Source organism: Gracilibacillus marinus (genome assembly GCF_042651725.1).
In the GTDB taxonomy this organism is placed as follows: Bacteria; Bacillota; Bacilli; order Bacillales; family Amphibacillaceae; genus Gracilibacillus; species Gracilibacillus marinus.
Genome location: NZ_JBHSDV010000001.1, coordinates 1,463,181 through 1,479,533, shown reverse-complemented (window position 1 = coordinate 1,479,533; position 16,353 = coordinate 1,463,181). Strand labels below are relative to the sequence as shown.

The following is a 16,353-nucleotide window of genomic DNA, read 5'->3' as shown; positions in this document are numbered from 1 at the left end:
TGTTACTCCACTCCGCTTTCTAATGCTTTTAAATAGGCTTGATGCCAGTCAGGAAATTTTCTCTTAAGTGATAACGGTCGAAATGTATCTTTTTGCACAATGACATGATCTGTTGTACCTTTTACCGCTTCAGTGTCATCTGCTTTCTTTATACTATAACCATATGTTGTACGAATACCATTATAGCTTTCTAACCATGTATCCACAAAAACCTCTTCACCATAACGTACAGGTTTGATAAAATGTACATCTGCATGAATGACTGGCGAAACCACACCATCTTTCTCCATTTGTTGATATTCAAAACCTAGTTCTTCAATAAAGCTTGTTCTTCCTATTTCAAACCATACTAAATAATTAGCATGATAAACAACACTCATTTGATCTGTTTCTTGATATCGGACCTTTATTGGAGTTCTCACTTTCATTCATTTTTCCCCCTTGTTGCATTCCACGCTAACTGAAAATCTTCTTTCGTAAGAGTGGTAAATTGTTCATTCGTTGCATTTAGTTGAAGTCTTAATGCTTGGTATTGTATTGCCTCATTAATAAGATTGACAATAAAACGACCATTTCCATTTATTTGATTAGCACGAAATTGATTTTTTAAATATGCTGCTGCTTCGTCTAATATCGTGTATTCATATTTTTTGACATGATATTGAACCATTTCCATTAACTCATCCTTTGAATAATCATCAAAATGAAAGTACTTTTTAAATCGAGATTCAAGACCTGGATTACTATTGATAAATTGTTCCATCTCTGTTTTATAACCAGCTAATATCACAACAATATTTTCGTTATGTTTTGTCATTTCATCAACTAGTGTATCAATCGCTTCCTTACCAAAATCTTTATCTCCTCGATTCAATGAATAGGCTTCATCAATAAATAAAACCCCACCAAGCGCTTCTCTTATTTTATTTTTTGTTTTAATAGCCGTTTGTCCAGTATATCCTGCGACTAAGTCACTTCTTGATGCAACTACTAAATGCCCTCTTTTTAATAATCCACAGTCTTTTAAAATCCTAGCAAAAATCTTTGCAACAGTTGTTTTACCAGTGCCTGGATTTCCAGAAAAAACGGAATGTACTTGAATTGGGATAACTGGTAAATTTAATGATTTTCTTTGTTGTTGCACTTGAACAAAAGCGGATAGCTTTTTCACTTCATCTTTAAGATTATTTAAACCAATTAATTGATCAAGCTCTTCTAGAGGATGCTCATTACTCTTCACATCATCTAATCTTTCGATATCTTCCTCACTTATTCTCATATGACTAATCCAGTCATCATTTTCATGTATTGTTCGATTTGCACCCATATGAAAAATAACTTTTAAAACTAAGTCTTTAATCGTTCGAGCATTCCCAAAAGTTGCATCCACTTTTGATTTATCTATTAATGATTCAAAAGACAATAATGCTTTCTCCGTGAAAAAATAATCATTTTGTAATGCCGTATTTTCTGCGATTTTGAGCAATTCACTCATAGAAAAATCAGGAAGCTCAATGAAATTACCATCAGGAAACCTACTACGTAAACCTGGATTTGACCACAGAAAATGGTTCATCTCTTCAGGATATCCAGCGATGATCACAGCAAACTTATTTCCATACTTACTACCAGTCATGCTAGCAACTAGTGTGTCGATAACAGTTTGTCCATAATCATTCCCTGTCTGGTCTTCACGCTTTAAGTTATACGCTTCGTCAATAAATAAAACGCCGCCTAATGCCTTTTTAACATAATTCAATGTATTTTCTTCACTTTGCCCCATAAATGATCCAACTAATTGTGAGCGATTTACTTCTACCACTTTATCGGTTTCTAATAATCCTAACCTATGGTAAATCATAGCTAATAATCGCGCAATAGTTGTTTTACCAGTACCTGGATTACCTGTAATAACCATATGTAAGCCTTGTTCATCAACCATATTAAAGCCAACTTCTTTACGCTTTTTTTGATACTTCAAATAATGATAGTATTGATTAATATATGATTTTACATCTGTAAGACCGATCATTTGATTCAACTCTTCTAGCGGATCATTCCAATTCTCTTCTTGCATAAAACTCGGTAAATGTTCTTTAAAGAGAATAATCGATTTTTCTAACCGCTCAATCTTTTCATTGTATAATGAGATGATTTGCACTGTTTTTCTTTGTTCTAAAGCATATATAATCTCATTAGTCATATCAGACAATTCAGTCATATTGTCAAAGATAAGTGAAAAAGCCTTCTTTAAGGACGATTGTAGATTGGATGTACGATCGTATAATTTCTCTAATTCTGTAATTTCTTTCGATAGCGCTTTTGCTTTCTTCAACTTGACAGGATCAAAATCCGTTTCTCTCATTATGTACTGATTAAAATCTGTCTCTTGAAATTGTTGAGAACAAAACAAAAAGTATTTTAATGCAATAATTTCTTGAACCATTGGATGGTTTTTAAAATTAGATTGTTCTAATACTTTGTTCATGTAATCGTCTGTAACTTGTCTTTTTAAACGGTAATAGACTAACATCGCATACAAGATTGTTTCTGTTTCTTTATCTTTTTCTAGTTCCCCTTCATAACAATCTATCATACGTAATAATTCAATTTCCGTGTATGGTGGTACATCATCTATATGTTTCCATTGATTGATTTTATTTTTTAACAAATCAAAATTATCCATTGCATATACTCTCCCAACTGTTCATGATAAAAATCCTCTCAGAATTTCTAAGAGGATTTATTTTCATTAAAAATACCTTCTAAATGGTCTTCCATTTGATCGTATGTCATCATACCATTTACACGTTTTACAATAGTATAATCACTTTTTCGAATGAAAAATGTAGATGGTACATTAATTACTGAATATTGTTCATATGTTTGACCATCAGTATCTAATAAAACGTCCATGGTAAAGTTGCCATCCTTAATAAATTTCTTTATATTTTCTACTTTACTTTCCATACTCGTTATATTCAATGCAATGACATCTACCTTGCTCTCGTAAGTTTCTTTTAACTTTTGTAAATCAGGCATTTCTTCCGTACAAGGTTTACACCATGTAGCCCAAAAGTTTAATACGATGTATTCTTTAGAAAAACTGCTTAAGGACACTAATTCATCTGAATGTAAAGAAGGTAAAGAAAAATCTGGTGCTTGCATGCCTTCTTTTAACATTTCTTTATTTGGTGCGACAATATATTCACCATTAATCGAAGTATCTCCTGTTACATCAAACATATTAGGCTCATTACTTACTTCATTACTGAATAATGAGGGGAAATTATTATAAATAACTAAAATAACTAAAACACTAAGCAAAATAATTGCAACAATCTTTTTCCACATCTTCTTCATCCCTGTTCTTTCTTTATAGTATATCTATTATACGTGATATAGAAATACAAGTCTAATATCTATATTTAGTATTATCGTCATATAAAAAATCCCAACAATTAAAATAAACATTCGAATTGTTGGGATTACTATTTAAATTTTATTTTGCTAATTTGTTACGTAATACCATTTGAAGAATACCACCATGACGATAGTAGTCAATTTCTACATCACTATCAAAACGAGCAATTGCTTCAAATTCTGTTACTTTTCCACTCTCATCTGTTGCTGTAACCTTAACAATGTCTCTAGGTTTTACTGTTTCATCAATTTCTACAGCAAAAGTCTCACGACCAGTTAATCCAAGAGAATCTGCGCCTTCACCATCTTTAAATTGAAGTGGTAAAACACCCATCATGACTAAGTTAGAGCGGTGAATACGCTCAAAGCTTTGAGCAATAACAGTTTTGATTCCTAATAAATTCGTACCTTTAGCTGCCCAGTCACGTGAACTACCCATTCCGTAGTCATTTCCAGCTAAAACAACTAAACCTGTTCCATCTTCTTGATACTTCATAGCTGCATCATATATAGGCATCACATCTTCTGATGGCCAATATGTTGTGAAGCCACCTTCTGTACCAGGTGCTAATTGGTTTTTAATACGAATATTTGCAAAAGTACCTCTCATCATTACTTCGTGATTACCACGACGAGATCCATAAGAGTTAAAATTACGTGGTGATACATCTTTATCTTGTAAATACTTACCTGCAGGCATATCTTTTGCAATCGCACCAGCTGGGGATATATGATCTGTTGTTACGGAATCTCCAAATTTACCAATTGCTCTCATACCAACTAAAGGCGTAACTTTTCCTGCTTCTTTAGACAGCCCCTCAAAGAATGGAGGATTTTGAATGTAAGTAGAATCTGTATTCCACGCATACAATGGCTCGTCTGTTGTTTCAATTGCATTCCATTTTTCGTTTGATGCAAATACATTTTCATATTCTTTACGGAAAATCTCTGGTGTAACCACTTTTTCAACTTGCTCACGCACTTCATCCATAGATGGCCAGATATCATCAAAGAATACGTCATTTCCATCTTTATCTTTTCCTAGTGGCTCTGTTTTAAGATCAATATCAACAGTTCCAGCTAATGCATATGCAACAACAATTGGTGGTGAAGCCAAATAGTTAGCTTTTACTAATGGATGAATACGACCTTCAAAGTTACGATTTCCTGAAAGAACAGATGCTACTGTTAGATCATTGTCCGCAATGGCAAGCTCTATTTCTTCACGTAATGGTCCTGAGTTTCCAATACATGTTGTACATCCATATCCAACTAGATTGAATCCAAGTTGATCTAGGTATGGCATCAAGCCTGAATTTTCTAAATAACTTGTTACAACTTTTGAACCAGGTGCTAAAGATGTCTTCACATATGCTGGTACTTGTAAACCTTTTTCAACAGCTTTTTTAGCAAGTAAGCCTGCACCTAACATTACGTATGGATTAGATGTATTCGTACATGATGTAATTGCTGCAATAGCAACAGCACCAGTTTTCATCGTAGAAGTTTTTCCGTTTGGATGTTTTACTTCTACTTCTTTATTGAATTCATCTTTATCAAGACCAAAACCTTGATTACCTGCAGGTGCAGTAATTGCTTCATTAAATGCGTCTTTCATATTAGATAATGGGATTAGATCTTGCGGACGCTTTGGACCTGATAGGTTTGGTTCTAACTCAGATAAATTGATTTCAACTAAGGCTGTAAATTCTGGATCTGGCTGATCTGGAGAATACCATAAATGATTCTCTTTACAATATTTTTCAACAAGAGCGATGTGATCTTCACTGCGTCCTGTTAGGCGTAAATAATTTAATGCTTCTTCGTCAACAGGGAAGAAACCACATGTTGCACCATACTCTGGAGCCATATTTGAAATCGTAGCACGATCTGCTAAAGGCATGTCTTTAAGACCTGGACCGAAGTACTCTACAAATTTACCAACAACTTTTTTCTCACGTAGTACTTGTGTTACTTTTAATGCGAGGTCAGTAGCTGTAGTTCCATTTGGAAAACTTCCTGTAAACTTCACACCAATTACTTCAGGTGCAGGGAAATAAGAAGGTTGCCCTAACATACCTGCTTCTGCTTCAATACCACCAACACCCCAGCCTAGTACACCTAGACCATTAATCATTGTAGTATGGGAGTCTGTACCGAATAAAGTATCAGGAAATGCGTCGTACTCACCATTTGAATTTTCAATTGCGTGTACAACATTTGCTAAGTATTCTAAGTTTACTTGGTGTACGATACCTGTCGCAGGTGGTACAGCACGATAATTATCAAATGCTTTTTGTGCCCAATTTAAAAATTCATAGCGCTCAGCATTACGTTCAAACTCTAGTTCCATGTTTGCTTGTAACGCATTTTTTGTACCATATTCATCCACTTGTACTGAGTGATCAATAACTAAATCAACAGGTACTTCAGGATTAATAGAGTCAGGAGAGCCACCCATATCAACCATTGCTTTTCTTAATGAAGCTAAATCTACAACTGCAGGTACTCCAGTGAAATCTTGTAAAATAACACGAGATGGCTTAAATGGCACATCTTCCACTTCACCTTTACCCCAGTTGGCAAGACTAGTCACATGCTCGTCTTTAATAACATGTCCATCATGTTGACGTACCAATGACTCTAGTAATACTCGAATAGAGAATGGTAAACGTTCAATATTACCTACTCCATCTTTTTCTAATGCTTTTAAATGATAATAGTTATATTTTTTACCATTTAATTCAAATTGTTTCTTTGCTTGAAAAACGTTCTCGTTTGACATTGTAATTAAGTTACCCCCTTCGTAAATGTTAGACCTTTTTGCTGCCCAATCATATCTACAGATACTAAACTAATAGTATGTACTCTACTATTTTAAATGAAATCGGTTTATAAGTAAAATGTTTCAACAAAAAAACTATGATTTATAAGGAATTATATAGAATGATGTAAGATCGTGGGTGAATTTTTAGTTTAGTGGTATATATATACTGAATGTACTTCCGATATTTTTTTCGGATTTAATTTCTAAGTATCCGTGGTGATTCTCGATGATTTGATTAGAAATCATTAAACCTAAACCAGTCCCGTTTTTTTTCGTTGTAAAGAATGGTTCTTTTAATTTGTGAATAAGATGTTTAGGAATTCCAGGACCTTGATCAATAATGGAAATGACACAACAATTGTTTTGTCTTTCAACTATTGTTTGAATAATTCCTCCATCACTCATTTCTTCTATTGCGTTTTTAATCAAATTAATAAATACTTGTTTTAGCTGCGAACGGTCACAATGGATATGCATGTCTTCTCTTATCTGTAATTGTAATTCAATCTTAAATAAACTAGCGTGGGTACTTAATAAAATGATGACATCATTCAACATTTCTGATACTTTCTCGTCTGTTTTTTCATCCGTCATTGGTTTAGAGATAAACAATAATTCTGATGTAATCGTATTAATCTTCTCAATTTCATCCATCATTATTTTATAATACTCTTGCTTATTTTCTAACCCTGCTTGTAGAAGTTGAATAAATCCTCTTAAAGAAGTTAGAGGATTTCTTATTTCATGTGCAATGCCTGCAGCTAGTTGTCCAGCTATTGACATCTTTTCAGAACGAATAATCATTTCTTCTGCTTGCTTTTTATCTGAAATATCTTTAGAAACAGATAATATTTGTGTTTTGTTACTATCCTTGTTAATTATAATTGCATTTGTTTCAAAAATAATAAATTTGCCTGAGTTATGTCTAATATGTAAATAAAATTTTTGGTTTGCTAAAGCATTTTTGTCAAAATTATCTTGAATATACTTTTTATCATCTTGCATCATATAACGATATATAGATTTTCCTAGCAGTTCTTTTGTTGTATAACCAAGTACTCTTTCAACAGAGTCAGACACGAATGTGATAGCACCAGAAAAATCACTAAGTGTGATTAAATCATAATTTATGGAATCAATTGTTTGAATGATATCCTTCGGTAAATCAGCCAAATGGCATTCCTGAATGTCACTAGTCTTTTTTGTGGAGTATTTAATATGATTCATCTCTATATACCTCCTCTCTCATGTAGTAATATATTTATTACATCATATGTATGATTTATGTAACTAATTCTTTCTTTTCATACGAAATTCTTGCTATAATTAAGAAGCATTACTAAAATTTTATGAGAAAAATGTAAGAAGATGCCTAATTAGTATGTTTTATTGTTATATTACTACAAAATATACCATCAAAACAATATGTTCTTAGATTAAATTAAAAGAAATGAGTGTGAACGAGATGTCATTTGGATTCTCCATGTTTATTGTAACCTGGACTTTCATTCTTGCTGGATTTATGGCAATAGGTGGATATTTTATGTTTCGAAAATTCTTGAAGAGTCTCCCAAAACAAGATGGTAAATCAGATCTTGATTGGGAAGAATACTACGTTAAAAAAACGAAAGATATGTGGTCTCAAGAACAAAAAGATCTATTAGAGGAGTTAGTATCTCCTGTTCCTGAATTATTTCGTGATGTGGCAAGACAAAAAATTGCTGCTAAAATTGGTGAATTGGCACTTACTCGAGATAAAAAACATATTACGGAAGAACTACTTATTGAAGGCTATATTTTAGCAACACCAAAAAGAGATCATAAATTTTTAAATAAAAAACTAAAAGAAAAAAATATAGATGTCACGCCATATTTAGATTTGTTTCAATATTCACCAGATAACTACTCCAATAAAAAATACGCAACGAAAGCGAGAAATCACTCATGAAATTCTGCGCTGTCGTTGCGTTTTTTTCATGTAGGTAACACCTACTTAATTATTGATCTTCTGAAATAGTGAGTACGATTGTTAATGCTACTCCAATTACAGTAAAGTAAACACCAATATCAAATAGTGTAGCAGTAGCTAATTCCACTTCACCAAAAATAGGAAAATGAAAATAATCAAATGTATGGCTCAAAAATGGTTGACCAAACATGAAAGAACCGATTGCAGTTGCTATAGCAAATAATAAACCTATTCCGATTAAGTATCTATAGTTAATTGGCAGAATTTTATTCACAGCTTCATACCCATAAGCCATATACATAAGGATAATTCCAGCTGATGTCATTAAACCACCGATGAATCCTCCTCCAGGCGCATTATGCCCTGATAAGAATATGTACACAGAAAAACCAAATAAAATAAATGCAATAAGAACTGTCATTGTTCTTAAAATTAAGTCATTTGTTCTTACCATATCAACTCACTCCTCTCTATCCCTATTATCATATCATTAATTACAATCCTTTAAAACCAAAAACACTAGCTAAAAATGATGTTAATTTTGTCATTAAGTCAAAGAATAAGAAAAACCCCATAAAAATCATGATGTATCCACCAATTTTCACTAGTTTCTGCGAATTACGTTTAATCCAAGTCATTTTGCCAATAAAGAACGCTAATATAAAAAATGGAAGAGAGAAACCTAGAGAATATGCACTCATTAATATGATTCCTACTTCTGTATCTATTGCAGCTAATGACATGACTGCCATTAATATAGGACCTGTGCACGGTGTCCAACCTAAGGAAAAGGCCATACCGATAATCAAAGAACCTAAATATCCAGCAGGTCGATTTTTAAAATGTACTTTCTTTTCTTTCATTAAAAATGAAAAATTTAAGATTCCAACAATCACTAATCCGAAAAATATAATTAATATTGCTCCAATCTGTCGTATTAAATCATCCCATCGAAATAAAAATTCACCAATAAAACTAGTTGCAAATCCAAGTAAAATAAAAATACTTGAAAATCCGATTAGAAAAAATAATGTATGTAGGATACTTCGATAATTAAACATGCCTTGTTCTTCTTTAATTTCATTCACACTCATACCAGTTATATAAGACAAGAATGCTGGATAAAGAGGTAAAACACAAGGTGATATAAATGATAAAAAACCAGCTCCAAATGCAATAAATATATTTAAATCAGACACGAATAAGCCACCTCAATATATTTTTTTAGCAAAATATGCTTATAAATAGCATAAAACCCTTGCTACTTATAAGCAAGGATTCTATTCTGACAATTATGTGAAATTATTTCTTTTTATCCATTTGACCATTCATTGCACGCATCATTTGAGCAATTTTCTTTTGAGAAGGTTTTTGTCCCATTTGCATCATTAAAGTGCGTAACATTTGTTCATTAATCGGTGGATTCTTCTTTAAATAATTCATCATGTACTTTCTTGCAATAAAAAAGCCTAGCGCTACTCCGATAAGCAATGCTACAATCGCAATAAGTACAACCCAAACTGTACCCATTTATTCTGTTCCTCCTTCAAATACTCTCCATAACAGTATAGTAAATGTCATAAAATAATACAAGCATAGTTTTGAAAAGGATAGAAATCCTTAGCACTAATGCTAAGGATTTCTATTTCAATCATCAATTAAAATAAGTCATTTACATGTTTTACAACATTCTCTACTGTAAAACCGTACTCTTCAATCAATTTATCACCATTTGCAGAAGCTCCAAATGTATCGATTGCGATAATAGATCCTTCTAGACCTACATAACGTTCCCAACCTAATGATGATGCCATTTCAATACCTACGCGTTTTGTAACAGCTTTTGGTAATACAGATTCTTTGTAAGCTTGGTCTTGTTTATCAAAACGATCCCAAGAAGGAATGCTTACAACACTTACATCTTTACCTTCTTCTTTCAGTTGTGCTTGAGCTCTCACAGCTAATTGTACTTCTGAACCTGTAGCAATTAAAATTGCATCAGGCGTTTCTTTTGTAGAAGGACTGATTACGTAACCACCACGTTTCACACCTTCGTATGCAGTTTCTTGCGTACCATCAATTACTGGAAGATCTTGACGAGTTAAAACTAATAAACTTGGTGTAGAGTCTGATTCAATTGCTAGTCTCCATGCAGCTTGTACTTCATTTCCATCTGCAGGACGCAATACGGAAACATTAGGCATTGCACGGAAAGCTGCTAATTGTTCAATTGGCTCATGTGTCGGTCCATCTTCCCCAACAGCAATAGAATCATGTGTTAATACATATGTTACTGGTAAGTTTTGGATTGCTGACAAACGAACAGCTGGACGTAAGTAATCACTGAATACGAAGAATGTACCTCCGAATACTTTTAGACCACCATGTAATGCCATACCATTTAATGCTGCAGCCATTGCAAATTCACGTACACCGAACCAAATATTACGTTTGTCTGGTTCATTAGCTGAAAAATCACCAGCATCTTTTAAGTTTGTTTTATTTGATCCAGCTAAATCTGCACTTCCTCCAAATAATGAAGGTACTGTCTTAGCAATTGCATTTAATACTTCACCAGAAGTTGCACGTGTTGCTGCTTTAGAACCATTTTCATACACTGGTAATTCTTTATCCCAGCCTTCAGGTAATTTGTTTTGAATAGCATCTTCTAATTCTTTTGCTAATTCAGGATATGCATTTTTATAGCCTTCAAATAGTTCGTTCCATGCTTTTTCTGTTTCTTGACCACGATCTACAATTTTCGTACGGAAATCCGCATATACTTCTTCTGGTACGTGGAATGGTTCATGGCCCCATTTATACGCTTCTTTAGTTAAAGTAACTTCATCCGCTCCAAGTGGTGCACCGTGAGATGCGGAAGAACCAGCTTTGTTTGGAGAACCAAATCCGATAACTGTTTTAATTTCGATTAACGTTGGTTGATCAACATTTTCTTTCGCTTTCGCAATAGCATTTGAGATTTCATTCGTATCATTACCGTCTTCTACACGGATTACTTCCCATCCATATGCTTTAAATCGATCTTCTACATTTTCAGAGAAAGATTTGTTTAATTCACCGTCTAATGAAATATCATTTGAGTCATATAATGCAATTAATTTACCTAATTTCAAATGACCTGCAAGTGATGCAGCTTCGTGAGAAATACCTTCCATTAAATCACCATCACTTACGATTGCAAATGTATGATGATCCACTACATTATAGTTATCTTTATTGAATTTTGCTGCTAAGTGTTTTTCAGCCATTGCCATACCTACACTCATTGCAATACCTTGTCCTAATGGTCCAGTAGTAGCTTCTACTCCATCAGTATGATGAACTTCTGGGTGTCCTGGTGTTTTAGAACCCCATTGACGAAAGCTTTTAAGTTCTTCTATTGGTAAATCGTAACCAGCTAAATGTAATAGACTATAAAGTAACATAGAACCATGACCAGCTGATAATACAAAACGGTCACGATTAAACCATTTAGAGTTTGTTGGGTTTTGATTCATATGCTCTGTCCATAATGTATAAGCCATTGGAGCAGCACCCATTGGTAAACCTGGATGTCCTGAGTTCGCTTTTTCAATTGCATCGATTGACAAAGTACGAATCGCATTAATAGACTGTTGTTCGATTTGATTTGACATAATTAATCCCCTTTCAAAATTAAAAACGAAATATGTACGCACATCTATAATCCTATAACGAAAATGTTAATTAGACAAGTATATATACTAAAAAAAGCTAACTTTTTATTAATGATGCGCATTAATTACATTAAAACGAAGAAATAATGTACATTATTTCTTCGTTTTCAGTTGTTTCACTTTATCTGGGGTGACATCATTTCCATTCGGATCAATGACAGTCATTCCTTTCATATGATTTTTAAAAGATTTTCTAACATTTTTTAAATATGCTTGTCTTAACTGTTGTTGTTCCTCTTTTTCTTCAGCTGTTAATTCTGAAGTTTTAGCTTTATTTGCTAATTCGTTAATACGATTAATTTTGTCTTTAGATAACATAGAAATCTCCTTATATTAATTATTATATAGTATAAAACAATCTTAATAACAAATGTATCTTACATGAAATAACTTTCATTGTATTACAAAAGAGAGGATAGTCACTTTATCCTCTCTTTATTGTAAATCAGTTGAATTGTTCTTTTCAAGCATTTCGTACTCTTTATAGCGCCTATGCACGGTCGCTTTAGAAATATTATATCCCATTCCACGTAATATAGATGCAATTTCTTCAAATGTTAAATTATTTCCTCTTAATCTAACGACTTCTTTAATAGGAAATTTTTTTCGTTCCCTTCCTTGAGCTAAATGTTGGTTTGATAAATTTCTTTCAGGTTTGTATCCATTATCTAAAGCTTTCCTCATACCTCGCCTGATTTTTGCATTGTGAAGTTTTCTTTGATATTCCTCTACAATACCTACAATTTGTAATACCATAGAATCTCCTTCAGATAATTCTAATTTTCCATTATGTGAAACAGAGTAAATTTCAACATTTAACTTTACTAATTGATGCAATAATGCTATTTTCGCATTTCCTCGTCCTAGCCTTGTTTCGTCTTGAATAAGCAGAACATTCGCTCGATGTTGTTGGAAATCTTCTAACATCTCAAATACCCCATCACGTTCAATATCATAGCCGCTTTCTTTTTCTTGAATCACTTTGATGATAGTCATTCCAGATGATGTAGCAAATTGTGTCAATTCTTCTTTTTGCCTTTCTAATGATGTTTGTTGTACATCTTTATCTGTACTTACTCGGCAGTATAATATTGCTTCCAAAAAATCAATCCCTTAAAGTTCAATTATATATTTAATATAAATGAACTATAAAAAAATACAAGTCCACCTATAAATGCTAAGAAATAAAATAAATCTAAAAATGAAATTCTTTTTAACATATTAATCCCTCCATAGAACTTTTGTTCGTACCTTTATTATATACGAACAAAAGTTCCTGTCAAGTATTTTTCGAACGAATGTTTGTTATTGCTACGAACGTATGTTATAATCATGTTAATCAAACATATGTTAAAGGAGATTACGTTATGACAAATCTTTCGAAAAGACAGGAAGAAATTCTAGCATATATAAAAGAACAAGTAGATTTGAAAGGATATCCACCATCCGTTAGAGAAATCGGACAGGCTGTTGGCCTTGCATCAAGTTCTACTGTGCACGGTCACCTCGCTAGATTAGAGAAAAAAGGGTATATAAGACGAGATCCTACTAAACCTAGAGCAATTGAAGTATTAACACAAGAAGACGAAGCGTTAATTCCTAAAACAGCAGCAACATTTGCACCTGTAATTGGTAAGGTTACTGCAGGACTACCAATTACAGCTGTTGAAAATATTGAAGAGTATATTCCAATCCCTAGTACAGATGTGCATAGTGGTGATCAATTATTTGTTTTAGTAATTGAAGGAGATAGTATGATCGAAGCAGGCATTTTAAATGGAGACAAAGTTATTGTGAAACAACAAAATGTTGCGGTTAATGGTGATATTGTAGTTGCGATGACAGAGGAAAGTGAAGCGACTGTAAAAAGATTTTATAAAGAAAAAGATTATATTAGACTTCAACCTGAGAATGCGACAATGGAGCCACTTATATATGATAATGTAAGTATTTTAGGTAAAGTTGTAGGTTTATATCGAAATATCTAAACTAAGAGAAGCATGGCAAGTATTTTACTATATTTATTTAACTTCTAATCTATAAATAATTTGTTGTGATTAAAGACTTAATTACTAAATTAAGCCCATTTTAATAATCATAAACTAAAAACCACCAATTTTGTGTACTGGTGGTTTTTTGATTAGACCAACGTGCTTTTTTAGCGTATTTTTTTCCAATACCCCAGTAGTATATAGTTCAACACTATATACTTCTTTATTTATCTGATAGCATGAAGGAGGTTTTGATTCGTTTTAGATTAAGTTATCTGCACATACATAAACCCCTTTAACACCATAAGTGCCAAGGGGTTCTGTTTATTAATACATTTGAATATATTGTTCTCTTTCCCATGGGTGGACTTGAGTACGGATTACAATTTAATAGGAAGAAACTCGATAAAATTCTTCCAAATGATTGATACATCAATGTTTTAGATTTTACGCAAAATCAAACTATTTCAAGTTTATTCAAAAAAGTGGGGCGTTGGTGGGGCATAAAGTGGGGCAATAATATCGTAGTATTAGTTCGGTAGATGGCCTGCTTCATTAGATATTGAGAATAAATAAAACCCACCATTTTCACATGATGGGTTGAGCATATGAGCAGAGGTTTTATACTCTGCTCTATTAGTTTGTGCAAAAATTATTTTTTTATATTTTTTTTGCAGGAATTTGATTATTTATTTAGAAATTAATTAATATAGGGAACTTATTTATTTGAGTCAATTGCGAACACATTTTGTTATAAGATATAAAACTTTTAAGCATCTACTCTATTAATGGTAGGTGCTTTTTGTATTTGCTCATCAAAAAATGCTGTTTATGGAGTCTTACTCTCCAACCATCCCATCACCATCTCTATCGTCCATATATTTATACAGCCAATGGTCATCATGTATCGGCATGCTGAAACCTGCATCTTTTGCTTCTTGTATGGTTACTCGACCATTACCGTTAGTGTCCACACTGGCAACATCACCTTCATTGTCAGAACTGATAGAACCAGATTCTTCCGAAGGATCTTCTTCCTCGCTACTTGTTATACCTAAAGATTCGTTAACTTCATCAGGATTCACATTGTCAAATTCATCAACAATTTTGTTACCCATTAATGTATAAGTATATTGATAATTTGATGGTATTTGCGTTTCTGTATCAGGGTAAGTAATAATTGCTTCAAAATTCGTGGCTCCACCAGCACTACGAATTGATTCTTCCATATATGCTTGGTCACCATGTCGATTGAGTGTACTTTCTTGAGGCGTGATATTATATGCGTTCGACACGCCACCCAGCGAATCTGCAATCACATGTCCTTCATCGAGTACATCACTTTCGACACCTGGCACTTTCGCTTCATCTGAAAAGTATCTGCCAGATGAGAGGACTGGTTCTGTACTATCATCTTGTATAATAATTTCTTCTGCAATCACACGTATTAATTGGCCATATTCATTAGTAAACGCCCAATATTCCCGGTCTCCAAATCCAATGTCCACAACCACATTAGGTTCACGAAATCCTGATAAATCACCACCGTCCACCTCTATTAGTTCATATCCAGAAAACAGGGCATCCTTTGTTTCGGTTGGTGTTTCTTCTACTGTTGGTTCATCATCAACCGCAGTACTTTCTTCTTCTTCTTCAGCATCACTTGTATTCGTTTTGTCTTCTTCTTGGGTATCCGTTTCTTCTTCTGATGCAGTCTCTTCATTTGATTGATCGGTTGTTACTTCTTGAGGATCTTTTTCTTCTCCTGCAATGGATGCATTATCTGCGTTTGTACAGCCAAACATAAATATTAATAATAAAAACAATATGTATTTCTTCAAACTAATCTCTCCCCTTTCTTCCATTAGTATACTATGGATAGAGAAGAAAAAACACCTACAAATTGGTAGGTGTTGCTAATTACACTAAGCCAAAGCCAGCTCCTGAACCTGTTGAAGAACCGACAACAAATAATAATAATTTGAAATACGATACATCGGGACCAGATTGAGATTGTGGAGATTTAAATAAACAAGCAGAAGCCCAATCTTTTATAGAAGCATCGGGACCTGGAGACCCACGTAGACTTGATGGAAATGATAATGATGGATTAGCATGTGAGAGTTTACCGTAAACGAAGTTAATACAACTAGGGCATCTAATTAAAATTTAGGTGCTCTTTTTTGTGTGGACTTAAAATTTCTTACTTCATAATAGCCTTTCTCAATAGCATCCCACTTCGTAAATATAAATCCATTCAACTCTCCTAAATTATCATCATCACCGATTTTGAAAATCTGTTGGCCAATCAATAGATAGTTTATATCCCAAAGCCTATCATAAACTCTGATAATTAACTGACTAGTGTATCTTGTTTGCATAATGAATCTGCTCATAGTATACCTCCTTTCTAATTTATTCTTTTAT

15 protein-coding genes and 1 pseudogene are annotated in these 16,353 nt (G+C 33.3%); 3 read left to right on the top strand and 13 right to left on the bottom strand.

From position 1 onward, the window contains the following. Positions 1–2 precede the first annotated feature (2 nt). The 5 genes from ACFOZ1_RS06955 to ACFOZ1_RS06935 form a co-directional block, all read right to left on the bottom strand. Positions 3–428 carry an acyl-CoA thioesterase gene (locus ACFOZ1_RS06955; protein WP_390197542.1) on the bottom strand — a complete coding sequence of 142 codons (426 nt, stop codon included), beginning with the start codon at positions 426–428 and terminating at the stop codon, positions 3–5. Further along, positions 425–2,686, bottom strand: coding sequence for an AAA family ATPase (locus ACFOZ1_RS06950; RefSeq protein ID WP_390197539.1), 2,262 nt, complete (start codon positions 2,684–2,686; stop codon positions 425–427). The genes ACFOZ1_RS06955 and ACFOZ1_RS06950 overlap by 4 nt, the downstream gene beginning before the upstream one ends. A 47-nt stretch (positions 2,687–2,733) precedes the next feature. Then, positions 2,734–3,354 (bottom strand): TlpA family protein disulfide reductase, encoded by a 621-nt coding sequence (locus ACFOZ1_RS06945; RefSeq protein WP_390197537.1) that lies wholly within the window; start codon positions 3,352–3,354, stop codon positions 2,734–2,736. A gap of 148 nt (positions 3,355–3,502) precedes the next feature. Beyond that, positions 3,503–6,208 (bottom strand): aconitate hydratase AcnA, encoded by a 2,706-nt coding sequence (gene acnA / locus ACFOZ1_RS06940; RefSeq protein WP_390197534.1) that lies wholly within the window; start codon positions 6,206–6,208, stop codon positions 3,503–3,505. 186 nt (positions 6,209–6,394) lie between these two features. After that, on the bottom strand, positions 6,395–7,477 hold the full coding sequence (locus ACFOZ1_RS06935) for an ATP-binding protein (RefSeq protein WP_390197532.1): 1,083 nt from the start codon (positions 7,475–7,477) through the stop codon (positions 6,395–6,397). A gap of 238 nt (positions 7,478–7,715) precedes the next feature. Here ACFOZ1_RS06935 and ACFOZ1_RS06930 point away from each other — a divergent pair, with 238 nt between their 5' ends. After that, positions 7,716–8,198, top strand: a complete 483-nt coding sequence (locus tag ACFOZ1_RS06930; protein WP_390197530.1) for a DUF2621 family protein — start codon at positions 7,716–7,718, stop codon at positions 8,196–8,198. A 49-nt stretch (positions 8,199–8,247) separates the two neighbouring features. Here ACFOZ1_RS06930 and ACFOZ1_RS06925 read toward each other — a convergent pair whose 3' ends face one another. From ACFOZ1_RS06925 to ACFOZ1_RS06900, 6 genes are all read right to left on the bottom strand, one after another. Beyond that, positions 8,248–8,673 (bottom strand): Na(+)/H(+) antiporter subunit B, encoded by a 426-nt coding sequence (locus tag ACFOZ1_RS06925; RefSeq protein WP_390197528.1) that lies wholly within the window; start codon positions 8,671–8,673, stop codon positions 8,248–8,250. A 40-nt stretch (positions 8,674–8,713) separates the two neighbouring features. Beyond that, positions 8,714–9,418, bottom strand: a complete 705-nt coding sequence (locus ACFOZ1_RS06920; protein WP_390197525.1) for a cytochrome c biogenesis CcdA family protein — start codon at positions 9,416–9,418, stop codon at positions 8,714–8,716. Between the two features lie 103 nt (positions 9,419–9,521). Continuing rightward, positions 9,522–9,749 carry a YneF family protein gene (locus tag ACFOZ1_RS06915; protein WP_390197522.1) on the bottom strand — a complete coding sequence of 76 codons (228 nt, stop codon included), beginning with the start codon at positions 9,747–9,749 and terminating at the stop codon, positions 9,522–9,524. A gap of 128 nt (positions 9,750–9,877) precedes the next feature. Next, complete coding sequence (tkt, locus tag ACFOZ1_RS06910; RefSeq protein WP_390197519.1) at positions 9,878–11,875, bottom strand: transketolase; 1,998 nt, start codon at positions 11,873–11,875, stop codon at positions 9,878–9,880. 153 nt (positions 11,876–12,028) lie between these two features. Continuing rightward, positions 12,029–12,253 (bottom strand): DUF896 domain-containing protein, encoded by a 225-nt coding sequence (locus ACFOZ1_RS06905; RefSeq protein ID WP_390197517.1) that lies wholly within the window; start codon positions 12,251–12,253, stop codon positions 12,029–12,031. Positions 12,254–12,370: 117 nt separating this feature from the next. Next, positions 12,371–13,036: a YneB family resolvase-like protein gene (locus tag ACFOZ1_RS06900; protein WP_390197514.1), complete on the bottom strand. Its 666-nt coding sequence runs from the start codon at positions 13,034–13,036 to the stop codon at positions 12,371–12,373. Between the two features lie 266 nt (positions 13,037–13,302). On the opposite strand from ACFOZ1_RS06900, the gene lexA reads away from it, so the two are divergent. Then, positions 13,303–13,923, top strand: a complete 621-nt coding sequence (lexA, locus tag ACFOZ1_RS06895; RefSeq protein WP_390197512.1) for a transcriptional repressor LexA — start codon at positions 13,303–13,305, stop codon at positions 13,921–13,923. A gap of 842 nt (positions 13,924–14,765) precedes the next feature. Here the strand turns inward: lexA and ACFOZ1_RS06890 are convergent. Continuing rightward, positions 14,766–15,791 carry a DNA/RNA non-specific endonuclease gene (locus ACFOZ1_RS06890; RefSeq protein WP_417398452.1) on the bottom strand — a complete coding sequence of 342 codons (1,026 nt, stop codon included), beginning with the start codon at positions 15,789–15,791 and terminating at the stop codon, positions 14,766–14,768. Between the two features lie 158 nt (positions 15,792–15,949). On the opposite strand from ACFOZ1_RS06890, the pseudogene ACFOZ1_RS06885 reads away from it, so the two are divergent. Continuing rightward, positions 15,950–16,060, top strand: a pseudogene (locus tag ACFOZ1_RS06885) (hypothetical protein); the annotation flags it as partial. A gap of 28 nt (positions 16,061–16,088) precedes the next feature. Here the strand turns inward: ACFOZ1_RS06885 and ACFOZ1_RS06880 are convergent. After that, complete coding sequence (locus ACFOZ1_RS06880) at positions 16,089–16,322, bottom strand: hypothetical protein (protein WP_390197509.1); 234 nt, start codon at positions 16,320–16,322, stop codon at positions 16,089–16,091. Between the last annotated feature and the right edge of the window lie 31 nt (positions 16,323–16,353).